The sequence below is a fragment of the Streptomyces xingningensis genome, from assembly GCF_054957865.1.
The window spans coordinates 18987-41427 of the sequence record NZ_JBDJPF010000014.1 but is presented as its reverse complement, the minus strand read 5'-3'; the positions used below and the strand labels follow the sequence as shown (position 1 = coordinate 41427).

Below are 22441 nucleotides of genomic sequence, written 5' to 3'. Positions count from 1 at the left end.
TGGATCTTGGTGGACTACTCGCCGGTTGTGGAGAACTCAGCCACTCGGAAGGTCGAGATCGGTCTTGTTCAGCTCCTCGATGTTGACGTCCTTGAACGTCAGCACCCGTACCTGCTTCACAAACCGGGCCGGCCGGTACATGTCCCACACCCAGGCGTCGGCCATCGAGACTTCGAAGAAGACCTCGCCCTGCACGGAGTGGACCTGCATCTCATAGTCGTTGGTGAGATAGAAACGCCGCTCGGTCTCGATCACGTATTTGAACAGACCGACGACGTCGCGGTACTCCCGGTAGAGCTTCAGCTCCATCTCGGTCTCGTACTTTTCGAGGTCCTCGGCGCTCATGGCATGTTCCCCTTCAGCCGTGCGTCCCCCCATTGTGCGTCAGGCCCGCTCCGTCTCCAGGAGCACCGGCGCACTGGGCGGACCCTCGTCGAGCAGTGCGCGCAGCAGCTCGGCGAGCTTGGTCGGATACACCGTCTCACGGGCCGCGAGAAGTTCCCCGCAGCTCCACCACCGCAGCCCCGTGACGCTGCGCCGCTCCAGCTCCGTCTCCCCGCCGGTCCAGGTCCCGGCCTGCCGCGTACGGGCCAGGAAGTAGTACTCCTCCTGGTCCCAGCGCCGGCCGTCGAAGGGAAAGGAGCAGTGACGCCGCCACAGCAGCGGGCCGAGTTCGATCTCCGTGATGCCCGTCTCCTCGGCGAGCTCCCGGCGTGCCGCCTCCTCCCAGCCCTCGTCACCCTCCAGGCCACCGCCCGGAGTGAACCACCAGGTGACGGAGGGATCGTCGGGCTCATAGCCGTGCAACAGCAGAATCCGGTCGTGTGCGTCGAGCAGGATCACCCGGGCGGCCTTGCGGGTACCCGCGACATCCTGGCCCCGGTCAGCCATGGGGTGCCGCCACTTTTCCGGCCTTTTCCCGGGCCGCCCGGCCCGACAGGCGGCGGGCGACGGGCCCGTACGCCGCACCGGCCAGGATCAGTACGGCACCGGCCGGCACCGCGATGGCCAGCAGGGGCAGCGGCCCCTCCCGGGAGGTGCCGCCGGGCAGTGCGGCGAAGGAGTCGGGGCGGCCGATCATGCCCCAATCGTCCATCGGCCAGGCCCTGGCGTCCACGCGCGCGCTGACCTCGCCGACCGGGACGGTGCCGTGGTCCTTGGCCAGATGGGTCCGGGAGTCGATCGAGTCGAAGCGGTGGTCCCCGAGCAGGAACAGCTCCCCCTTGGGCACGGTGGCGGAGAAGCCCGTCGGCGAGGCGGGCCCGCTGTCGTGAAGATACGGTTCCTCGATCGACCGGCCGTTGATCGTCATCCGGCCCCGCCGGTCACAGCACGCCACGGTGTCCCCTCCGACACCGACGACCCGCTTGATCATCGGTACATCACCCCAGACCTTGTCCCGGAAGACGACCACGTCCCCGCGCCGCACCTCCCCGCCGTCGATGCGCTCGGCGAGGACCCGGGCGCCCCGGGCGATGGTGGGCACCATCGAATCGGTGGGCACCGTATAGGGCTTGTACACGATGGCGCCCCAGATGAAGCCGCCCAGGAACAGCACGCAACCGACGGCCACGGCCAGCCCGGACAGTATCCTGCCCGCGCGGCCGTGGCCGTCGCCGTTCCGTGGTGCTCCGCTCATCCCGTTCCCCCGCCGCGTAGAAGGTCGGACCCCGCATGCCCTGGGGCACGGAATCGCACACTACCCGGCGGTACGGACGTCGGTCAGCCCTTCAGGTGCAAGGACTCCGCCTTCTTGATCAGCCGACGCCGCCGCCAGAGCACCAGCGGCACCGCACCCACGAGGCCCAGGGCCGGGGGTGCCGCGGCGGCCGCGTTCAGCCCCGGCTGGTCGAAGGTGTCCGGGACGGGCAGCGTGGCCCAGCGGTTCACCGGCCAGGCGACGACGATGGCCCGGCCGACGACGTCATCCACCGAGACCGTGCCGTCGTTCATGCCCATGTGGTAGCGGGAGTCCAGCGAGTTCTGACGGTGGTCGCCCATCACCCAGATCCGGTCCTTGGGGACCTTGACCGGCCCGAAGGGCTTGTCGCCGCAGGGGGTGTTGCCCGGGAAGATGTACGGCTCCTTGAGGGCCTTGCCGTTGACCGTCACCGGGTTGTTGTCGCCCTTGCACTCGACGGTGTCCCCGCCGACCGCGATGACCCGCTTGATCAGGTCCTTCTCCTCGGCGGAGGGCATCAGGCCGACAAAGCTGAGGACCTTCTGGATGCCGCCCGCGATCGGACCGGACTCCTGGGCCGGGTTCTCGTTCAGCCAGCCGCCCGGATCGTGGAAGACGACCACCTCACCACGCTCGGGCTTGGAGCCGAACCACGGTGTCAGCTTGTCCACCAGCACCCGGTCCCCGCGCTGGAGGGTGTCCTGCATCGACTCGGAGGGGATCGAGAACGCCTGCACCAGGAAGGTCTTGATGAACAGCGCGAGGATCAGGGCGACGCCGATGAGGATCGGCAGCTCCTTCCAGAAGGATCGTTGCTTCTTGGGAGCCTTTTTATCCGGTTTACCCGGCCCCTTGCCCTCGGCCGGTTCCTCCGGGGAGGTCACCCCGTCGGCCTCCGCCTCCGCGGGCTCTTCCGCGGACCCGTGGGGCGCCTGGGAGATGGGCTCGTCCGGCGCCTGGCTCCTGGGCTCTCCCTCGGCGCTCCCGGGCCGCTTCTCGGGCTCACCGTGACCGGACCGCGCGCCGACCGCCAAATCCCCCACATCCACTCCTCACTCCGCGCTGTCGCCTGTCGCGCATCCGACGCAGGCCCACCACTCCCATAACGAGCGGGAGTTCCGCAGGGGTCGGGAGCCCGGTCATTCCTTGCCGATCCGTGGGGGACACCCTATGCGGCGAACTCTCCGCCCGCGCCCCCGGCAGCGGCGCGTCCCGGACCGACGCAAAGGTGTCCGGTTCCTCCAGCCGCCGCCAGTGCCCGGCCGGCCAGACGATGACCAGCGCACGCCCGATCACCAGGTCTTCCGGGACCGTGCCCTGCCCCGGCTCGTCCAGATGGGACCGTGAATCGGCCGAGTCCGAACGGTGGTCGCCCAGTACGAAGATCCGGCCGACCGGAACCCGCACCTCGAACCTCAGCTGCGAGGGAGGGTTTCCGGGGTGGACATAGGGCTCCTGGAGCGGCGTTCCATTGACGGTGATCCTGCCGTCCTTCTCACAGCACTTGACCGTATCGCCCCCGACTCCGACCACTCGTTTGATCAGATCCTGCTCATCGGCGGACGGCAGCAGACCGATGAAGGTCAGCAACTGCTTTCCCTGCCTGATCCCGACCGGATCCGGCCCGGACCTCCGCCGCTCCCCCTCGAGCCACTTCCCGGGATCCTTGAAGACCACCACATCACCCCGGGACGGCCGCGCCCCGAACCAGGGCGTCAGCTTGTCGACCAGCACCCGGTCGCCGATCCGGATCGTCTGCTCCATCGAGCCGGACGGGATCACAAACGCCTGCACCAGGAAGGTCTTCAGCACCAGGGCGATCAACAGCGCCACCACTATGAGGATCGGCACCTCCTTGACCACCGACCGGCGCCGCCGCCGCGCCGCCCGCCGCGCGGCCATCCGCCGCGCCGCCCGCCCCCCGGTGCCCGCCCCGGCCGGGCCCGCCGAGGGGTCCGGCGCGGAACCGCCGTCCCCCCGGCGCCGCCGGCTACGACCGCCCATGCGCGCCCCCGCCGTGCGCCGCGCCCGCCCCCCGGCCCGGATCGGGTACGTCCGCGAAGGCGGCGGGCCGTTCCAGCGCCTCCCAGCGGCCGAAGGGCCAGGCGATCCAGTCGGCACGCCCGATGACCCGGGACACCGGAACCATGCCGCCGCCGGGCTCCCCCAGATGGTCGCGCGAGTCGCTGGAGGCGCTGCGATGGTCGCCCATCACCCACAGCTTCCCCTCGGGCACCACAACGTCGAAGGGCACCCGGGACGGCGCGTCCTGGGGGTGGAGATAGTCCTCGGTCACCGACCGCCCGTTGATCACGATCCGGCCGCGCCGGTCACAGCACACCACCCGGTCGCCGCCCGTGCCCACGACCCGCTTCACATAGTCGGTCGCCGCGGGGCGCATCAGGCCGACGGACGAGGCCACCTTGCGCACCAGCGCGGTGGGCAGGTTTTCGGACGGCCGGTCCCGGACGAAGGAATCCGTGCCGTCGAAGACCACCACATCGCCCCGGCGCGGCTGCTCCCCGAAGCGGTAGGCGAGCTTGTTGACCAGCACCCGGTCACCGACCTGGAGGGTGTTCTCCATCGAACCGGACGGGATCACAAAGGGCTGGACGGCATAGCTGCTGACCAGCAGCAGAAAGATCAGGCAGGCCCCCAGCAGCACCCCCGCCCGGCGTAGCGGACCCCCGCCGGTCAGCCACCGCCACACCGCCCGCGGCGACGGGCGCCGCGGAATACGCGAGGAGCGCGGCCGCTCACTCTCCCCCTGGACGGGTTCGGGTGTGCGGCCGCGCTCCGAGAGCTGTTCGTCGGTGTCCATCGAGCCGAGAGCCTATCCGGCCGGGCCCGGGCGCCGGACGGAAGTTCAGTTGTCGCGCTTCTCCTTGATCTTCGCGGCCTTGCCGCGCAGCTCACGGAGGTAGTACAGCTTGGCGCGGCGGACGTCACCGCGGGTCACCAGCTCGACCTTCTCAAAGATCGGGCTGTGCACCGGGAAGGTGCGCTCGACGCCGACGGAGAAGGAGACCTTGCGGACCGTGAAGGTCTCGCTGACGCCGGCGCCCTGGCGGCGGATGACCACGCCCTTGAACTGCTGGATACGGGAGCGGTTGCCCTCGATGACGCGAACGTGGACGTTCACGGTGTCACCGGGACGGAAGGCGGGAACGTCGGTGCGCAGCGTTGCGGCGTTGACGTCGTCGAGCAGGTGGGACATGATCGTCTGCTTCCTCGCCGATGCCACAGGTCATCAGCGGAACTCGTGCTGAAGTGGAAAGGTGTGCCGATCACGGCGGGCGGACGTCGTTCCCCCTGTGGCAGGGGCGTGCGCCGGACGCAAGGCAACGGCTCATTCTTCCATGGCCTGGCCCGCTCGCCAAAATCGGCCGTCGGGCCCCGGGGCCCAGCCCAGGATCGAGAGCATTTCGCGGTCCTTCTTGTCGAAGGACGCCGGGTCGGCGCGCTCGATCAGATCGGGCCGGTTGCGGTCCGTACGCCGGAACGCCTCGTCGCGGCGCCAGCGGGCGATCTTGCCGTGGTGGCCGCTGAGCAGCACCTCCGGGATGCCACGGCCGCGCCACTCGGGCGGCTTGGTGTAGACCGGGCCCTCCAGGAGGTCGGCCATGGCCCCGGGCGCAAAGGAGTCGTCGCGGTGCGACTCGGCATTGCCGAGCACCCCGGGCAGCAGCCGGGCGATGGCCTCGACCATGACCAGCACCGGAGCCTCGCCGCCGGCCAGCACATAGTCGCCGACCGACACCTCGCGCACCTCGAGGCGCTCGCCGTACTCCTCGATCACCCGGCGGTCGATGCCCTCGTAGCGGGCCGGGGTGAAGACCAGCCAGGGCCGCGCGGACAGTTCGACGGCGAGCTCCTGGGTGAAGGGCTTGCCGCTGGGCGTCGGAACGACGAGCGTGGGCTCCGCGGCGGAGCCGCCATCGGCCGCGGTCTCCCCCGACTCGATGACCGAGTCGAGCGCCTCGCCCCAGGGCCCGGGCTTCATCACCATGCCGGGGCCGCCGCCGTAGGGGGTGTCGTCGACGGTGTGGTGCCGGTCGTGCGTCCACTCGCGCAGGTCGTGCACCCGCACATCCAGCAGGCCGCGCGCCCGGGCCTTGCCGACGAGTGAGACGTTCAGCGGTTCGAGGTACTCGGGGAAGATGGTGACGACGTCGAGCCGCATCAGGCGTCACCCTCCTCGCGGCCGCTCGCGGTCTCGGCCCGGTCGCCGTCCAGCAGGCCGCGCGGTGGGTCGACGATCGCGCGCTGGGCCGCCAGGTCGATCTCGGTCACGATCTCGGAGACGAAGGGGATCATCGCCTCGCCGCCGTCGGGCCGCTCCACGATGAACAGGTCCTGCGAGGGCAGATGGGAGATCTCCGCGATGCGGCCGACGACGGTGCCGTCGAGGGTGACGACCTCCAGGTCCATCAGCTGGTGGTCGTAGAACTCCTCGGGGTCCTCGGGCGTCTCGTCCGGGTCCACCTCGGCGATCAGCAGCGTGTTGCGCAGCGCCTCGGCGCCCGTACGGTCGTGCACGCCCTCGAACCGCAGCAGCAGCCGCCCGCTGTGCACCCGGCCCGCCTCGATGGTCAGCGGCCCCGTACCCGCGGGGTCGGTGGCCAGCACGGCGCCGGGCCCCAGCCGCAGCTCGGGCTCGTCCGTGCGCACCTCAACGGTGACCTCGCCCCTGATGCCATGGGCGCGGCCGATCCTGCCGACTACCAGCTGCACTTGCTGTCCTTCTCTCGTACACATGCGGAAACGGGCCGGGAAGGGAAACCCTTCCCGGCCCGTGCCGGTGTTCTGTCACCGCTCAGCGGACCTGGTCCACGTCGACGAGGTCGACGCGGATGCCACGGCCGCCGATGGCGCCCACGACGGTGCGCAGCGCGCGGGCGGTACGGCCGTTGCGGCCGATCACCTTGCCGAGGTCATCGGGGTGGACCCGGACCTCCAGCACGCGCCCGCGGCGCAGGTTGCGGGATGCGACCTGCACCTCGTCGGGGTTGTCGACGATGCCCTTGACCAAGTGCTCGAGGGCCTCCTCGAGCATGCTCAGGCCTCGGTCGACTCAGAGGACGCCGAGTCAGCAGCCTCGGCCTCGTCCTTCGACTTCTTCGCCTTCGGGGTGATGGCCTCACCCTTCGTCTCGCCGGCGGCGTTCACAGCGGCCTCGAAGAGACCGCTGCGGTCGGCCTTCGGCTCGGCGACGAGCATCGGGGCCGGGGCCGGCAGGCCCTTGAACTTCTGCCAGTCGCCGGTGACCTTGAGGATGGCCAGCACGGGCTCGGTCGGCTGCGCGCCGACACCCAGCCAGTACTGCGCACGCTCGGAGTCGACCTCGATGCGCGAGGGGTTCTGCACCGGGTGGTACAGGCCGATCTCCTCGATGGCCCGGCCGTCACGGCGGGTACGGGAGTCGGCGACGACGATGCGGTAGTGAGGCGAACGGATCTTGCCCAGACGCTTCAGCTTGATCTTGACTGCCACGGAAGTGGTGTCTCCTGGTCTTGACGTGGTTGGGCACAACAAGATGCCACGTGGGGTTGCGGTACTCGGGTGCCCGATGGACGCGTCAGCCGGAGGAGAGAGGGGTCCTGTGCGACTGTCGAGTACAGCGACCCATTGTGCCACACCGGCCGGGGGCCTCCCACCCGGGAGCTCACCCCACGGACATGGCCTCCGGGATCCGGAAGGGCTGGCCACAGCCGCCGCACATGATCGGCGCCTGGGCGAGCACGGACGGCACGACGCGGACATTGCGCCCGCAGTCGCATACGGCCTTCACCCGCACGCCGCCGCCGGACGAACCGTGGCGCGCCGCCGGGCCACGGAAGGTGCGGGAGGTGTCGGCGGCGGTGGCCACCGTGTGGGCCTTGAGGGCACGCTGCAGTCTGTCGATGGTGGGGCGGTAGCGCTTGCGCGCCTCCGGGGTGAGCACGACCAGGGAGAAGCCGCTGCTGGGATGCGGCTCATCACTGTGGTCGAGCCCCAGCTCCTCGGCGATCGCCAGGAACCGGCGATTGTGGTAGCGGCCGGCGCGTGAGGTGTCCCGGACACCGCGGGCGGCCGCGATGCCGTGCACTGCCTCGTGCAGCAGCCTTTCGAAGGAAAGCTCGGCGCCACAGGCGGACGACGACTCCCCGATCAATGATTCGGGCGCGGCGAGATCCGGCAGCTCGGGGTGGAACCGCTGAATGTCGGCCCACGCCTGCGCCAGCTCTGCGGCGAGAACAGGTGGTGTCGTGCTCACGTCGTGACAACGAGCCGGGGTGGCCCGGTGTTCCGATACCGGGCCATCCCAAATAATTTGCACGTACCAGTCAGTTTCCTTCGCTATCCCGCCTCATGCGCCCTGACGAGGGCGGGTGCGGACACCTGTTGCAAGACGGGGCGAACTGACTCACGGGTCAGCAGCGAACTCAGTAGGCGCGGGCCACCAGGGCGACCGTGCCCGGGGTGTCATCGGCCTCCGGCACCGAGCCGTCCTCGCCCACCAAACAGCGCACCGACACCGCCTGCTCGGCCAGCTCGGCCTCGCCCTCGGACCCCAGGTCCGCCCACCGGATGCGCGCCCAGCCACCGGCGGCGGCGGCCTCGGCGGCCTCGGCGATGGTCGAAACGTCCGCGGTACGGGACTCCCGGAGCTCGCGCGACTGACGCAGCAGCAGCGCCTGGTCCTCCTCCAGCACCTTCGGCAGCAGCGCGGCCAGCTCGGCCGCGTTGTCGACGCGTACCGGCTCCTTGCCGCCCGGGATCCGGCGGGCCAGCATCGCGGTGCCGTTCTCGAGGTCGCGCGGGCCGATCTCGATCCGCACCGGCACGCCCTTGAGCTCCCAGTCCACGGCCCGGCGGCCGAACGGGATGTCGGTGCGGTCGTCGACCTGCACCCGCACGCCCGCGGCCTTGAGCACCTCGCCGATCTCCCGGACCTTGGCGAGCACCGCCTCATCGCCCTTGATCGCCAGGACCACGGCCTGCACCGGCGCCAGCCGCGGCGGGACGCGCAGGCCGTTGTCGTCGCCGTGCGACATGATCAGACCGCCGACCATCCGGGTCGACACGCCCCACGAGGTCTGCCAAACCAGCTCCTGGTGCCCGTCCTTGGACAGGTACGAGGTGTTGAACGCCTTGGCGAAGTTCTGGCCCAGCTCATGGCTGGTGCCCATCTGCAGCGCCTTGCCGTCGCGCATCATGCCCTCGAGGGTGAGGGTGTTGATCGCGCCCGCGAAGCGCTCCTTGGGCGTCTTGCGGCCCAGCACCACATCGATGCCCAGCACATTGACCATGAAGTCGTAGTAGACCTCGCGGTGGATGCGGGCCGCGTAGTCGCGGGCGTCCTCATGGGTGGCGTGCGCGGTGTGCCCCTCCTGCCAGAGGAACTCGCTGGTGCGCAGGAAGACCCGGGGCCGCAGCTCCCAACGGACCACATTGGCCCACTGGTTGATCAGCAGGGGCAGGTCGCGGTAGCTCTGCACCCACTTGGAGAAGTACTCGTTGATGATCGTCTCGGAGGTGGGCCGGACCACGACCGGCTCCTCCAACTCCTTGCCGCCGGCGTGCGTGACGACCGCCAGCTCGGGCGCAAAGCCCTCGACGTGCTCGGCCTCCCGCGTCAGATGGGACTGCGGGATGAAGAGCGGGAAGTACGCGTTGGAGGCGCCCGCGTCCTTGATCCGGGCGTCCATCTCCTGCTGCATGCGCTCCCAGAGCCCGTACCCGTACGGTCGGATGACCATGGTGCCGCGCACCGGGCCGTTGTCGGCCAGCTCGGCCTTGTTGATCAAGTCCTGGTACCAGCGCGGGAAATCTTCCGCCTGGGGGGTGAGAATGGGAGCCTTTGCCATGGGGCGAATGGTACGGGCCCGGTCCGGCGGAGTGCGAATCCGTTCCCGCCCCGGCAACCGGCACATGCCAACGGGGGCGTGGCGGAACCTTCTGGCGCCATTCACTGGACTCGGACGCCCAGGCGCAGTTCTCTGGCATCGGGGGATGCCTCGCGGCAGAGCGCACGGCAGCACACATGGGGGCGGAGGCAGCTTCGGAAGGATCACACCACTCGGCGAGATGGGGGCCCATGCGATGACACCGACGCTCCTGCGACAGCACCGTCCGCCCTCAGCTCCGCCCCGGTCGCGGGCCCGCGACTGGGCGGAGATCCAGGAACGGATGCTGGTGCCGCTCTATGAGGCGGTCCACGAACGGCTGGACGTCGGGGAGAGCACCCGGCTGCTCAGCCTCGGCTGCGGATCGGGCCTGGCCCTGCTGATGGCGGCGGCCCGCGGCGCCTCGGTCAGCGGTGTGGACGCGGACGGCCGCCGCCTGGACCTGGCCCGGGAACGGCTCACCAGCCGGCCGTACGGCACCCGGGACGGCCGGCTGGGGCAGGGCGGCCCGGAATGCGTACCGGCCCCGGACGGACGCCCGTTCAACCTCGTCACCGCCTTCGATCCGCTGCACTGCGCCGGCGGGACCGGTCACGGCATGGCGCGGTCCCTCACCCGCGCCGCCGCCTGCGCCGAACCCGGCGCCCCGGTCGTGCTGGCCGGCTGGGGTCCGCCGGAGCGCTGCGCCGCCTCCGCGGTGCTGCGGGTGGCGGCCCGGCTCGCCGACCCGACGACCACGGCCGCCCGTTGGCGGCCGAGCGGCCGCGACGACCTGGAGAACCTGGCCCGCCAGGCCGGGCTGCGGCCGGACGGTTCGGGGCGGGTGTCCTGCCCGTACGGCTACGCCGACCTGGCCAGCGCGGTACGCGGCCTGCTGTCGACCGGCGCCTTCGACGCGGCGCTGCGCAGCACGGACGAGGAACAGGTGACCAAGGAGCTGGTCGAGACGCTCCAGCCGCATGTGCGCACCGATGGCACCGTCTGGCTGCCCAATGTCTTCCGCTATCTCATCGCCCGGGCGTGACCGGCCACTTGACCGCGAAAGCCCCCGGCCGACGGCCGGGGGCAGTGCGCTCGGCGGGCCGGATCAGCCCATGAACTTCTTGAACTCATCGGGCAGTTCGAAATTCTTCGGGTCCTGACCGGCGCCCGGCAGACCCAGCGGGTTGGCCGCCTGCTGCTCCCGGCGGGCGGCGGCGGCCTGCTCCTCGGCCTTGCGCTTCATCGGGTTGCCGCTCTGGCGCTTGCCCTTGGCCTGCTTGACCTGCTTCTTCTTGCGGGCCGCCCCGCCCCCCATGCCGGGCATGCCCGGCATTCCGGGCATGCCGCCGCCCTGGGCCATCCGCGACATCATCTTGCGGGCCTCGAAGAACCGCTCGACCAGCGACTTCACGGCGCTGACGTCCACGCCCGAGCCCTTGGCGACGCGGGCGCGGCGCGAGCCGTTGATGATCGTCGGGTCCTGGCGCTCGGCCGGGGTCATCGACTTGATGATCGCGGCGGTGCGGTCGACATCGCGCTCGTCGAGGTTGTTGATCTGGTCCTTGATCTGGCCCATGCCGGGCAGCATGCCGAGCAGCTTGCTGATGCTGCCCATTTTCCGGACCTGCTCCATCTGGGCCAGGAAGTCGTCGAGCGTGAACTCCTTGGGCCCCTTCGCCAGCTTGGCCGCCATCTTCTCGGCCTCGGCCTGGCTGAAGGTCTGCTCGGCCTTCTCGATCAGGGTGAGCATGTCGCCCATGTCGAGGATCCGGGACGCCATGCGGTCCGGGTGGAACGCGTCGAAGTCGTCCAGCTTCTCGCCGTTGGAGGCGAACATGACCTGCTTGCCGGTGACATGCGCGATGGAGAGCGCGGCACCGCCCCGGGCGTCACCGTCGAGCTTGGAGAGGACGACACCGTCGAAGCCGACTCCGTCGCGGAAGGCTTCCGCCGTGTTGACGGCGTCCTGGCCGATCATGGCGTCGACGACGAAGAGCGTCTCATCGGGGTTGACCACGGACTTGATGTCCGCGGCCTGCTGCATCATCTCGGCGTCGATGCCGAGGCGGCCGGCGGTGTCGACGATGACGATGTCGTGCAGCTTGGTCTTTGCGTACTCGATCGAGTCCTTGGCCACCTGGACCGGGTCGCCGACGCCGTTGCCCGGCTGCGGCGCGTAGACGGCCACCCCGGCCCGCTCGGCGACGACGCTCAGCTGGTTGACGGCGTTGGGGCGCTGGAGGTCACAGGCGACGAGCAGCGGGGAGTGGCCCTGGCCCTTGAGCCAGCGGCCGAGCTTTCCGGCGAGGGTGGTCTTACCGGCGCCCTGGAGACCCGCGAGCATGATCACGGTGGGGGCGGTCTTGGCGAACCGGAGGCGGCGGGTCTCACCGCCGAGGATGCCGACCAGCTCATCGTTGACGATCTTGACGACCTGTTGCGCCGGGTTGAGGGCCTTGGAGACCTCTTCGCCGCCCGCGCGCTCCTTGACCTGCTTGATGAAGGCCCGGACGACCGGGAGGGCGACGTCCGCCTCGAGAAGGGCGATGCGGATCTCGCGAGCGGTGGCGTCGATGTCCGCCTCGCTGAGGCGCCCCTTGCCGCGGAGGTTCTTGAAGGTCGCTGCGAGGCGATCAGAAAGGGTGTCGAACACGGCGCTCGTCGGTCCTCGGGGTCGGGGGCGGAAGGGAATCGCCCTCCAGGGTATCCGCACCCGCGTCGGAGGGAGCCCCGGTCCCTCCCTCCTGGCCTGAACGGCATGGGAGGCACCGGGGCGCACAACCCCTCACGCCAGTGCCCGCCCCACCACCCCCGCCAAAGCAACCGCCGCCTCCTCCCCCAGCGGCTGCCCATCCACCCCCGTCACATAGAACGCATCGACCACGCTGCTGCCCAGCGTCGACACATGCGCGCTCCGCACCCGCACCCCGGCGCCCTCCAGTGCCCGCCCGATCCGGTACAGCAGGCCCGGCGCATCCTGTGCCCGCACCTCCAGCACCGTCGCGTCCCGCGGGCCGTCCGCCACCACGGTCACCGACGGCGGCGCGCACGCCACGCCCCGGCGCCGGCGGTTGGCCGCCGAGTACACATCCTCGCGCTCGGCCAGTCGCGCCTCGAGGTCGAGCGAGCCGTCCAGGGCCCGTGCCAGATCGTTGCGCAGCCGCGCGGCCTCCGGCGGCTCCCCGTACTCGGCGGACACCCGCCACCTCAGCGACAGCACCGCACCCCCGGCCAGCTCCGCCGCATGGACCGTCAGCCGGTGCAGCGCGAGCACCCCGGCGGCGGCGGGCAGTACGCCCGGCCGCTCCGGGACCGCGATCAGCAGCTCGGTACCGGACAGCGCCACCGCCGGGCCGCCCGTGCGGCGAGCCTCCTCGGCCAGCGCCCGCTGCTCCTCGCTCGGCGCCGTCGGCGCCCTGCGCTCCGCGACCGGCTCGCCCGCGAGCGCCGCGGCGCTGCGGCGCACCAGGTCGGCCACCAGCGCGGCCCGCCAACTGCTCCACGCCGCCGGGCCGGTGGCCAGCGCGTCCGCCTCGGTGAGGGCGTGCAGCAGCTCCAGGGTGCCGGCCCGCCGGACGGCCCGGGTCACGGTACGGACCGTGGCCGGGTCGTCGAGGTCGCGCCGGGTGGCGGTCTCGGCGAGCAGCAGATGGTGGCGGACGAGCGTGCCGAGGACTTCGGTGTCCTCGGCCCCGAAGCCGAGCCGGGACGCCACCTCCCGGGCGATCGCCTCGCCGGCCAGCGAGTGGTCGCCGGGGCGGCCCTTGCCCAGGTCGTGCAGGAGCGCCGCGACCAGCAGCAGATCGGGGCGGGCCACCCGGCGGGTGAAGGCCGAGGCCCGGACGGCGGTCTCGACCAGGTGCCGGTCGACGGTCCACCGGTGGACGGGGTTGCGCTGCGGGCGGCAGCGCACCCGCTCCCACTCGGGCAGCAGCCGGGAGACGATCCCCTCCGCCTCCAGCGCCTCCCAGGCGGCGACCGTGGGCTCGCCCGCGCCGAGCAGGGTGACCAGTTGCTCGCGCGCCTCGTCCGGCCAGGGCACCGGCAGCGGGCCGGCCGCCGCCAGGCGCCGTGCGGCGTGGGTGGACAGCGGCAGCCCGGCCCGGGCCGCCGCTGCCGCCGCGCGCAGCGGCAGCACCGGGTCGCGCTCGGGGCGCGCCGTGCGGGCCAGGACCGCCTCGCCGTCCTGCTCGACCACGCCCTCCGCCAGCGGGACGCGCTCGGGTTCCGCAAATCCGCCCCGGCCCCCGCGCCCGCCGTCCCCCATAGCCTGAACGGCATGGGAGGTACCCCCACCTCTGCGCAGCCGGGGCCGGCCCGCGCGGGCGCGCAGCACCCTGCCGACCTCGCGCCAGGTGACGTCACAGGCGTAGGAGACCGTATGGGCCGCCTCGTACACCCGGCGCAGCAGGGTGTCCGCGTCGGGCAGGCCGAGCCGGGCGGCGACCTGGTCCTGTTCCTGGAGCGCGAGCCGGTCGGTGGCCCGTCCGGTGGTCAGGTGCAGGGCGTCGCGGGTGTCGAGGAGCAGGGCACGGGCGGCCTCCAGGCCCTCGCGCGGGGCGTCCGCCAGCCAGGAGGCGGCGATGGCGCGCAGCGCGGTGGCGTCCCGCAGACCGCCGCGCGCCTCCTTCAGATCCGGCTCCAGCAGGAATCTCAACTCGCCCTGGCGGCGGGCCCGTTCCTCGCCGTGTTCGCGCAGTTCCGGCAGCCGTGCGGGCGCCTGGGCGCGCCAGTCCGCATAGGCCGTGGTGCGCAGGGCGGCGGTGAGGGCCGGGTCGCCGGCGAGGTGCCGGGCGTCGAGGAGGCCGAGGTGCACCTTGAGGTCGGCGGCGGCGGTCCGGCGCACTTCGGCGGGGGTGCGCACGGAGTGGTCGAGGGCGAGGCCCATGTCCCAGACGGGATACCAGACGCGGTCGGCGATGGCGGCGACGCGGGCCGGGTCGGCCGATTCCCGGTGCAGCAGCAGGACGTCGAGGTCGCTGCGCGGGGAGAGTTCGCCCCGGCCATAGCCGCCGACGGCCACCAGCGCGACGTCCTGGGCGCGGCCCAGCAGGGCGCTCAGCCATCCGTCGGTCAGCCGGGCGAGCGCGGTGCGCAGCGGCGGCCCGGTCAGCGCCCGCTCGTGCAGCAGGCGCAGCCGGGCCGCCGCGTAGCAGCCGGTTCCCGAGTCGTTCTGATCCGGTCTGGCGTCGGTCAACTCGGGCTCCCTCGTGGATGGTTCAGAGCGCGTCCGGGCCGCGCTCGCCGGTGCGTACCCGTACCACCGTCTCGACCGGGACGACCCATACCTTGCCGTCGCCGATCTTGCCGGTGCGGGAGGTCTTCACGATGACGTCGACGATGTCGGGGACGTCATCGTCTTCCGCCAGGATCTCCAGCCGGACCTTGGGCAGCAGGTCGATGGTGTATTCGGCGCCCCGGTAGACCTCGGTGTGGCCGCGCTGGCGGCCATATCCCTTGACCTCGGTGACGGTCAGGCCCTGGACCCGGAAGTTCTGCAGGGCCTCCTTGACCTCATCGAGCTTGAACGGCTTGACGACCGCGGTGATCAGCTTCATGCGTCCACCTTCTGCTGCTCGGGCTGCCCGTTGTTCCCGGGCCGCGCGGCGGTGGTGTGCGGGGCGGTCCGGGCGGCGGAGGCGCCGCCGGTGGCGCTGAAGTCGTAGGCGGTCTCGGCGTGGAAGGCCTGGTCGGCGCCGCCGAGTTCGTCGTCGGTGGTGGCCCGGAAGCCGATCGTCTTGTCGACCAGCTTGGCGAGGACCCAGGAGACGGCGAAGGAGTAGGCCAGGACCGAGAACGCCCCCGCCGCCTGGCGGCCCAGCTGGGTGGCGCCGCCGATGCCGTCGGTGGCGAGGAGGCCGACGAGCAGGGTGCCGATGACGCCGCCGACCAGGTGGACGCCGACCACGTCCAGCGAGTCGTCGAAGCCGAGCTTGAACTTGAGGCTGACGGCCCAGGAGCAGACGGCTCCGGCGACCAGGCCGATGAGGATGGCGCCGAAGGCGTTCACCGCGGCGCCGGACGGAGTGATGGCGACCAGGCCCGCGACGGCTCCGGAGGCCGCGCCGAGGGTGGTGAAGGCGCCGTGCCTGACCCGTTCGTAGGCGAGCCAGCCGAGCATCGCGGCTCCGGTGGCCACCTGGGTGTTGAGCGCCATGTTGGCGGCGGTGCCATTGGCGGCGAGCGCCGAACCGGCGTTGAAGCCGAACCAGCCGAACCACAGCAGTCCGGCGCCGAGCATCACCAGGGGCAGGTTGTGCGGGCGCATGGGGTCCTTGGCGAAGCCGATCCGCTTGCCGACCACCAGCACCGCGGCGAGCGCGCCGATTCCGGCGTTGATGTGCACGGCGGTGCCGCCGGCGAAGTCGATCACCTTGAGCTTGAAGAGCCAGCCTCCGGGCTGCCACACCCAGTGCGCCACCGGGAAGTAGACGATCGTCACCCAGAGGGTGATGAACAGCGACCAGGCGCTGAACTTCACCCGGTCCGCGAGCGCCCCGCTCATCAGCGCGGGGGTCAGGACCGCGAACATCAGCTGGAAGAGGGCGAAGGCGAAGACCGGAATGCCCTCCTTGCCGCCGGTCAGGGTCGTGGGGCTGATGCCCTTGAGGCCGATGTGGTCGAAGTTGCCGAGCAGCCCGGCCCCCAGGTCGTCGCCGAACGCCAGCGAGTATCCGTACAGCACCCACAGCACCGTGACGATGCCGAGCGAGACAAAGGACATCATCAGCATGTTGAGCGCGCTCTTGACCCGCACCATGCCGCCGTAGAAGAAGGCCAGGCCGGGCGTCATCAGCATCACCAGCGCGGCGCTGATCAAGACGAATGCGGTGTCTGCGCCATTCATGGTCGGTGTCTCCTCGCAACGACGGGCCCGTGCCCCCGTGCGGGCAGCCTTCCCCATGGGCCGGTGTGGCCTCGAGGCTGACGCAGCACGGTTTCGGCCAGGGCAGCCGACTGTTTCGCGTCGGTGACGAAGACCGCGGGAGTGTTACGTGCGGGTGAATTCGGCCATGCTCCCGCCTCTGCCGTCACAGACCGTGGCGGGAACACAGGGCCGACCGCGGCGGCCTCCCGGAGTGACCTGGCGTGGGGGAGCCGAGTCGGGCTGTTCGGGAGGGCCGCCGCGGCCGGGTACCGGGGCCGGACGAGGCCGGTGGGTTCACACCACGTGGGCGGCCTCCACCGAATCCGGCAGGTGGGCGGAGAGCTGCTCGGTCAGCTGCCGCACCTGGGCCACGTCGCCGAAGTCACGGACGGCGTTGTCCACCGTCTTGCGCAGGCGGTTGTTCACCCGCTCCGAGCGCACCTGTTTGGCGATCTTCATGGCCTTCGCCGCATGCACCGTGGACTCCTCCGGCTCGCGCTCCATCAACTCCACGGTGGCCAGGCCGATGAGGTTGAGCGCATACGACCGCTGGTGCACCTCGTCCTGCGCGAAGAGGTCGACCGCCCGCTGCATCTTGGGCCGAGCCAGCGAGGCGTAGGTCGGGCTGCGCCCGGCCACATAGGCGAGGTCCCGGTAGGAGTGGGCGTTCTCCGCGTTGAGCTCCGCCTCGGAGAAGAACCGGATCCAGTCGGGGTCGGTGTCACCGGGGACGCAGTCGGCGAAGCAGTCCTCCGCCATCGCCACCGCGCGCTTGCACTTGGCCGGCTGGCCCAGGTTGGCGTAGGCCCGGGCCTCCATCGCGAACAGCATCGCCTGGGTGCGCGGGGTGGCCGTCTCCCGCGAGCCGTACTGCCCGAGGTGGATCAGCTCCAACGCATCGTCCGACCGCCCCAGATGGATCATCTGGCGGCTCATGCTGGAGAGGATGAACGAACCGAGGGGGCGGTCCCCGGCCTCCTTGGCAGCGTGCAGGGCCAGCACAAAGTACTTCTGGGCGGTGGGGTGCAGCCCTACGTCATAGCTCATCCAGCCGGCCAGCTCGGCCAGTTCGGCCGCGACCTTGAAGAGCGTCCTGGAGGTGGCCTCCGGCTGTGGCTCCTGGAGCAGATCGGTGACCTCATGGAGCTGGCCCACCACGGCCTTGCGGCGCAGCCCGCCACCGCACTGGGCATCCCAGGCCCGGAACATCCTGGTGGTGGACTCCAGCAGTTCCAGCTCCGGCTTGGACAGCTTGGGCGGGCGCCGCGAGCGGTCCGGCGGGAGCAGCGCGCCGGCCTGGTCGCCGTCCCGGCCGGTCGGGCCGGGGACCAGCCAGCGCTGCATGGGCTCGATGAGCGCCGGCCCCGCCGAGAGCGCCAGCGAGGTGCCCAGGAAACCGCGCCGCGCGAGCATCAGGTCGCTGCGGGAGAACTCGCTGATCAGCTCGACGGTCTGCGGGCCCGCCCAGGGCAGGTCCACCCCCGACACGGACGGCGACTGGTGCGCGACCCGGAGCCCGATGTCCTCCACGCCCACCACACAGCCGAAGCGCTCGGAGAACAGCTCGGAGAGGATCTTCGGGATCGGCTCTCGCGGCTGCTCGCCGTCCAGCCAGCGGCGCACCCGGGAGGTGTCCGTGCTGATGTGGTGGGCCCCCAACTGCCGGGCCCTGCGGTTCACTTGGCGTGCCAGCTCACCCTTGGACCAGCCGCTGCGCAGGAACCAGGAGTTGAGCTGCTCATTGGGGCGCTTCTCGCCCTTGTCGACCTTGCCGGCCGCACCAGCCCCGTCAGCCCTGTCGGCACCAACGGTGCCACCGACGTCGCCGCCCACTGGAACACCCCCATTCCCTACCGCGTAGGTTTCCCGTGCCCGGTGTTTCCCGTGCTTGCGCACGCGAAGCCTTCCGGTACGTCTTCCGTACGTCTTCCGCGCGCGAACCACCGCCGCCGCGCCGCCCGTTGTGGCGGCCCTGGACTGCGACGACCGGCCCCATCCTCCCGGAGTTCGCACGGCTTATGCACCGAAAGTAATCCTACGATCACCGGTGAGGCGAGCGCAGTCCAGCAAACGCCACCATTCGCCACCCCAACGAATGAACTCCCGGAGCCCTCCACACGATTGACTTGACACGGGTCGCCCAACGAACAACAGGACAAGGCGCGTGGATGCGCGCCACGGCGCGCACATCGCGCCTCGCCGCCCGCGGCACACCGTCACGCCGCCACGGATCCGGTCGTCCGCGACCGTACGTGTCCGGGACACTCCGACCCGTAACCATCTGCGAAGACGACCCGTTGGAGGGGGCATGGGCTTCACCATCGGCGGCATCCGGGACCTGCGCTCGAGCTCTCGGCGCCGAAGCCGCACATCCGAATCCGCGACCACGGTCGCCGAATACACCGGCCTCTGGGGGTGGGATGTGGTGCCGGGCGCCCGTGCCGCCCGCGGCGGGCGGGTGAGTTGCTCCTGCGGCAGCGCCAACTGCCCTTCCCCCGGGGCCCATCCGCTCTCTTTCGCCCCACAGGTACCAGCCGGTGCCACGCTGGACGACGCGACGGCCGCCTGGGCCGAGGTGCCCGGTGCGGCCGTACTGCTGCCCGTAGGGCGCTCGTTCGACGTACTGGAGGTCGCGGAGGCGGCGGGCCGCCATGCGCTGACCCGACTGGAGCGGATGGGCCTGCCGCTCGGTCCGGTTGCCCTCACCCCGCACGGGCGCGCCCTGTTCTTCGTCGCGCCGGGGGCCGCCGCCGAACTCCCCCAGCTGCTCTACCGCATGGGCTGGGACGACACCCGGCTCGATCTGCGCGGCCTGGGGCCCGGTGACCACATCACCGCCCCGCCCTCCGACTTCGCGGGCCTGGGCCCGATGCGCTGGCTGCGCCCGCCGGCCCTGGACACCGCCGACCGCCCGCCCGAGGCACGGCTGTTGCTGGGCACGCTCGCCTATGTCTGCCACCGGTCCCCCGCCTCCTGAGCCGCCCCCGGCGTCTTCCCGAAGTGATGTCTTCCCGGAATACGGAACGGGCCCTGTCGCAACTGCACCTGCGACAGGGCCCGTTCCTCACGGCGGAGGCACCGCGCGGGACTCACTCCCCGATGAGCGCGTCCACGAACGCCTCCGGCTCGAACGGCGCGAGATCGTCCGCACCCTCGCCCAGGCCCACCAGCTTCACCGGCACGCCCAGCTCGCGCTGGACCGCGACCACGATGCCGCCCTTGGCGGTGCCGTCCAGCTTGGTGAGGACGATGCCGGTGATGTTCACCACCTCGGCGAAGACGCGCGCCTGCACCAGGCCGTTCTGCCCGGTGGTGGCGTCCAGTACCAGCAGCACCTCGTCGACCGAGCCGTGCTTCTCCACGACGCGCTTGACCTTGCCCAGCTCATCCATGAGCCCGGTCTTGGTGTGCAGCCGGCCCGCGGTGTCGATCAGGACGACATCCGCGCCCTCGGTGATGCCCTCCTTGACCGCGTCGAACGCGATCGACGCGGGGTCGCCGCCCTCGGGCCCGCGGATCGTACGGGCGCCGACCCGCTCGCCCCAGGTCTGCAGCTGGTCCGCGGCGGCGGCACGGAAGGTGTCCGCCGCGCCGAGCACCACGGACTTGCCGTCGGCGACCAGCACCCGGGCGAGCTTGCCCGTGGTGGTGGTCTTGCCGGTGCCGTTGACGCCGACGACCATCACCACACCGGGCTTCTCCTCGCCGTTCACGCCGACACCGGGCTCGGTGTGGACGCTCCGGTCGAAGTCGGTGCCGATGAGCGTGAGCAGCTCCTCGCGGAGCAGGCCCCGCAGCTCCTCCGGGGTGCGGGTGCCGAGCACCTTGACCCGCTCGCGCAGCCGCTCCACCAGCTCCTGGGTGGGGGCGACGCCGACATCGGCGGTCAGCAGGGTGTCCTCGATCTCCTCCCAGGTGTCCTCGTCGAGGTGTTCCCGGGAGAGCAGGGTGAGCAGGCCCTTGCCCAGGGAGTTCTGCGAACGGGAGAGCCGGGCGCGGAGCCGTACCAGCCGGCCGGCGGTGGGCTCCGGGACCTCGATCCCGGGCGCGGCCTCGGCCTCGGGGGCCTCCGGCTCGACGACGGGCGCCTGAGCGCTCTCGGCGGGCGCCGGGAGCTCGACCTCTTCGACGGTGCGGCGCCGCTCCTCGCGCGGGGCCTCGGCCTCCTCGCCTATGTGGGGCTCGGCAGGCGGCGCGGTAACGGACGGGCTGCTCGGCGGAGCCGGGGGCAGCTGCTTCTTCTTTCGGCTGCTGACCACGAGCCCGCTGATCGCGCCGAGCGCGACCACAGCGATGACTACGGCAAGGATGACGGTTTCCATAACGCACCCAGTATCGGCCACCGGGCCGCGCGAACGGCCATGAGCGGGCTCCATCCGTCGTACTGAGGACCAAAGTCACTAAACGACCAAAGTTGGAGCAAACTACGATGGCGTGTGACGATGCGACGCGCGTAGAGTCCCAGCGTCCCCTCGTGCCCAGGTACCAACCGGACTCTCCCCCTCCCCCCGCTTCACATGCACGGAGCCCCCCCTATGGCCCCCCACAAGGACAACGTGAGCACCGCCGACTCCGAAGGCGCGATAGAAACCCGCGGCATCGAGCCCGTTCCAGATCATGAACGGCACGGTCGGGTCAGGGAGCTCTTCCCGACCTGGGTCGCGGCCAACATCAGCGTGCTGCTGCTCACCATGGGCGCGGCCCTGGTGGTCTTCAACCAGCTGAACTTCTGGCAGGTGCTGATCGTCGCCGGGTGCGCCGCCGCGGCGTCCTTCGGCCTGGTCGGTCTGTTGTCGGTGTCCGGCAAGTGGGGCGGCGCCCCGGGCGCGATGCTCTCCCGCGCGACCTTCGGCGTCCGCGGCAACCTCTTCCCGGGCGCGATCCTGTGGGTGGCCCGCTTCGGCTGGGAGACGATCAACGCGGTCACCGGTGCCTATGCGGTACTGACCGTCCTCGACCTGCTCTTCGGCATCAAGAGCAACACCGCGCTCATCGTGGTCACCCTCTTCGTCTTTGTCGCCTGCACCTTCCTGGTGAGCGGAATGGGGCGCAAGGCGCTCAATGTGTGCAACAAGTGGTCGACATACCTCTTTGGCGTCTTCAGCGTGCTGGTGCTCGGCTATCTGATCGTCCACATCGACTGGAGCGAGGTCTTCGCCAAGCCCGCCGGCTCCACCGCCATGATGATCGCGGGTATCGGCACCATCGCCGCGGGCGGCATCAGCTGGGTCCCCACCGGCCCCGACTTCGCGCGCTACCTGCCCCACTCGGCCTCCGGCAAGAAGATCGTCGGAGCGACGGTCTCCGGAGCGGGCCTGGTGATGGTCCCGATGGTGCTGATGGGCGGCGTCATGGCAGTGGCCACCCCGGGCCTGGCCGAGGCCCCGGACCCGGTCTCCTTCCTCGGTGACATCCTGCCGACCTGGCTGGCCGTGCCCTACCTGGCCACCGCCATCATCGGCATGCTGCTGATCAACAGCCTCTCGATGTACTCGGCCGGTTTCACCGCGCAGACCATGGGCGTCAAGCTGCCGCGGGCGATGGCCGTCAGCATCAACGCCGTGATCTCACTGGTCGGCGGCCTGCTGCTGATGCTGGTCGCGAAGAGCTTCCTCAGCTCCTTCATCACCTTCCTGATCCTGCTGGCGGTCTCCTTCTCCGCCTGGATCGGCGTCTACACGGTCGACATGGCGCGCCGTCGCTCGCGGGCCGTGCGCTATGACGCCCAGGGCCTGATGGACACCGGCCGCACCAGCCGCTACTGGTACGCCGGCGGCTTCTGCTGGCAGGCGATGACGGCCTGGACGGTCGCCCTGGCGGCGGGCATCTGCTTCACCGAGTGCGCCTGGTTCACCGGCCCGCTGGCCTCGACCCCGTTCGTCGGCGAGTACGGCCTGGGCTGGGCCGCGACCATTGTGATCTCGGCGGTGATCATGGCCGTGCTGCCCGCGCCGCGGGAGAACGCCCCGGCGGCACCGGTGCCGGCGCCCCGCGCCGAGCGCGAGAAGGTCACCGCGTAGA

The 22441-nt window shown here is 71.0% G+C and carries 21 protein-coding genes and 1 pseudogene; 3 read left to right on the top strand and 19 right to left on the bottom strand.

Features of this window, described 5'->3' with window-relative positions:
• Window positions 1-36: 36 nt before the first annotated feature.
• The 13 genes and pseudogenes from ABCR83_RS10210 to proS form a co-directional block, all read right to left on the bottom strand.
• Window positions 37-345, bottom strand: coding sequence for a DUF2469 domain-containing protein (locus ABCR83_RS10210; RefSeq protein WP_462694564.1), 309 nt, complete (start codon window positions 343-345; stop codon window positions 37-39).
• Window positions 346-384: 39 nt separating this feature from the next.
• The gene (locus ABCR83_RS10205) at window positions 385-891 is read right to left on the bottom strand and encodes an NUDIX hydrolase (RefSeq protein ID WP_462694563.1); all 507 of its coding nucleotides are present in this window, start codon (window positions 889-891) and stop codon (window positions 385-387) included.
• Window positions 884-1639 (bottom strand): signal peptidase I, encoded by a 756-nt coding sequence (lepB, locus tag ABCR83_RS10200; protein ID WP_462694562.1) that lies wholly within the window; start codon window positions 1637-1639, stop codon window positions 884-886. The genes ABCR83_RS10205 and lepB (ABCR83_RS10200) overlap by 8 nt, the downstream gene beginning before the upstream one ends.
• A gap of 83 nt (window positions 1640-1722) precedes the next feature.
• Window positions 1723-2715, bottom strand: coding sequence for a signal peptidase I (gene lepB, locus ABCR83_RS10195; protein ID WP_462694628.1), 993 nt, complete (start codon window positions 2713-2715; stop codon window positions 1723-1725).
• Window positions 2687-3685 (bottom strand): annotated as a pseudogene (gene lepB / locus ABCR83_RS10190) (signal peptidase I); the annotation flags it as partial. The gene lepB (ABCR83_RS10195) and the pseudogene lepB (ABCR83_RS10190), both read right to left, overlap by 29 nt.
• A complete protein-coding gene (lepB, locus tag ABCR83_RS10185; protein WP_462694561.1) occupies window positions 3672-4502 on the bottom strand; it encodes a signal peptidase I in 831 nt (276 codons plus the stop codon). The gene lepB (ABCR83_RS10185) and the pseudogene lepB (ABCR83_RS10190), both read right to left, overlap by 14 nt.
• Window positions 4503-4547: 45 nt before the next feature.
• On the bottom strand, window positions 4548-4898 hold the full coding sequence (gene rplS / locus ABCR83_RS10180; RefSeq protein ID WP_462694560.1) for a 50S ribosomal protein L19: 351 nt from the start codon (window positions 4896-4898) through the stop codon (window positions 4548-4550).
• A gap of 132 nt (window positions 4899-5030) precedes the next feature.
• Entirely contained in the window at window positions 5031-5864 is an 834-nt protein-coding gene (gene trmD / locus ABCR83_RS10175; protein ID WP_462694559.1) for a tRNA (guanosine(37)-N1)-methyltransferase TrmD, read from the bottom strand.
• Window positions 5864-6415 (bottom strand): ribosome maturation factor RimM, encoded by a 552-nt coding sequence (rimM, locus tag ABCR83_RS10170; RefSeq protein WP_462694558.1) that lies wholly within the window; start codon window positions 6413-6415, stop codon window positions 5864-5866. Before rimM ends, trmD begins: the two co-directional genes overlap by 1 nt.
• A gap of 82 nt (window positions 6416-6497) precedes the next feature.
• Window positions 6498-6737 (bottom strand): RNA-binding protein, encoded by a 240-nt coding sequence (locus tag ABCR83_RS10165; RefSeq protein ID WP_020868149.1) that lies wholly within the window; start codon window positions 6735-6737, stop codon window positions 6498-6500.
• 2 nt (window positions 6738-6739) lie between these two features.
• The gene (rpsP, locus tag ABCR83_RS10160; RefSeq protein WP_462694557.1) at window positions 6740-7174 is read right to left on the bottom strand and encodes a 30S ribosomal protein S16; all 435 of its coding nucleotides are present in this window, start codon (window positions 7172-7174) and stop codon (window positions 6740-6742) included.
• Window positions 7175-7346: 172 nt separating this feature from the next.
• Window positions 7347-7937, bottom strand: coding sequence for a hypothetical protein (locus tag ABCR83_RS10155; protein ID WP_462694556.1), 591 nt, complete (start codon window positions 7935-7937; stop codon window positions 7347-7349).
• A gap of 169 nt (window positions 7938-8106) precedes the next feature.
• Window positions 8107-9531, bottom strand: coding sequence for a proline--tRNA ligase (proS, locus tag ABCR83_RS10150; protein ID WP_462694555.1), 1425 nt, complete (start codon window positions 9529-9531; stop codon window positions 8107-8109).
• Window positions 9532-9766: 235 nt separating this feature from the next.
• On the opposite strand from proS, the gene ABCR83_RS10145 reads away from it, so the two are divergent.
• The gene (locus ABCR83_RS10145) at window positions 9767-10594 is read left to right on the top strand and encodes a class I SAM-dependent methyltransferase (protein ID WP_462694554.1); all 828 of its coding nucleotides are present in this window, start codon (window positions 9767-9769) and stop codon (window positions 10592-10594) included.
• A gap of 63 nt (window positions 10595-10657) precedes the next feature.
• Here ABCR83_RS10145 and ffh read toward each other — a convergent pair whose 3' ends face one another.
• The 5 genes from ffh to nsdA all read right to left on the bottom strand — a co-directional run bounded on the left by ffh (window position 10658) and on the right by nsdA (window position 18253).
• Window positions 10658-12205, bottom strand: a complete 1548-nt coding sequence (ffh, locus tag ABCR83_RS10140) for a signal recognition particle protein (protein WP_462694553.1) — start codon at window positions 12203-12205, stop codon at window positions 10658-10660.
• 132 nt (window positions 12206-12337) lie between these two features.
• Window positions 12338-14749: a [protein-PII] uridylyltransferase gene (locus ABCR83_RS10135; RefSeq protein WP_462694552.1), complete on the bottom strand. Its 2412-nt coding sequence runs from the start codon at window positions 14747-14749 to the stop codon at window positions 12338-12340.
• Between the two features lie 22 nt (window positions 14750-14771).
• The gene (locus ABCR83_RS10130) at window positions 14772-15110 is read right to left on the bottom strand and encodes a P-II family nitrogen regulator (protein WP_462694551.1); all 339 of its coding nucleotides are present in this window, start codon (window positions 15108-15110) and stop codon (window positions 14772-14774) included.
• Window positions 15107-16399, bottom strand: a complete 1293-nt coding sequence (locus ABCR83_RS10125; protein WP_462694550.1) for an ammonium transporter — start codon at window positions 16397-16399, stop codon at window positions 15107-15109. The genes ABCR83_RS10130 and ABCR83_RS10125 overlap by 4 nt, the downstream gene beginning before the upstream one ends.
• Window positions 16400-16714: 315 nt before the next feature.
• Entirely contained in the window at window positions 16715-18253 is a 1539-nt protein-coding gene (gene nsdA / locus ABCR83_RS10120; protein WP_462694549.1) for a transcriptional repressor NsdA, read from the bottom strand.
• 475 nt (window positions 18254-18728) lie between these two features.
• Between nsdA and ABCR83_RS10115 the strand changes: the two genes are divergently transcribed.
• Entirely contained in the window at window positions 18729-19397 is a 669-nt protein-coding gene (locus tag ABCR83_RS10115) for a bifunctional DNA primase/polymerase (RefSeq protein ID WP_462694548.1), read from the top strand.
• Between the two features lie 112 nt (window positions 19398-19509).
• Here the strand turns inward: ABCR83_RS10115 and ftsY are convergent, their stop codons facing one another.
• The gene (gene ftsY, locus ABCR83_RS10110; RefSeq protein ID WP_462694547.1) at window positions 19510-20742 is read right to left on the bottom strand and encodes a signal recognition particle-docking protein FtsY; all 1233 of its coding nucleotides are present in this window, start codon (window positions 20740-20742) and stop codon (window positions 19510-19512) included.
• Between the two features lie 213 nt (window positions 20743-20955).
• On the opposite strand from ftsY, the gene ABCR83_RS10105 reads away from it, so the two are divergent.
• Window positions 20956-22440 (top strand): purine-cytosine permease family protein, encoded by a 1485-nt coding sequence (locus ABCR83_RS10105; RefSeq protein WP_462694546.1) that lies wholly within the window; start codon window positions 20956-20958, stop codon window positions 22438-22440.
• Window position 22441 lies beyond the last annotated feature (1 nt).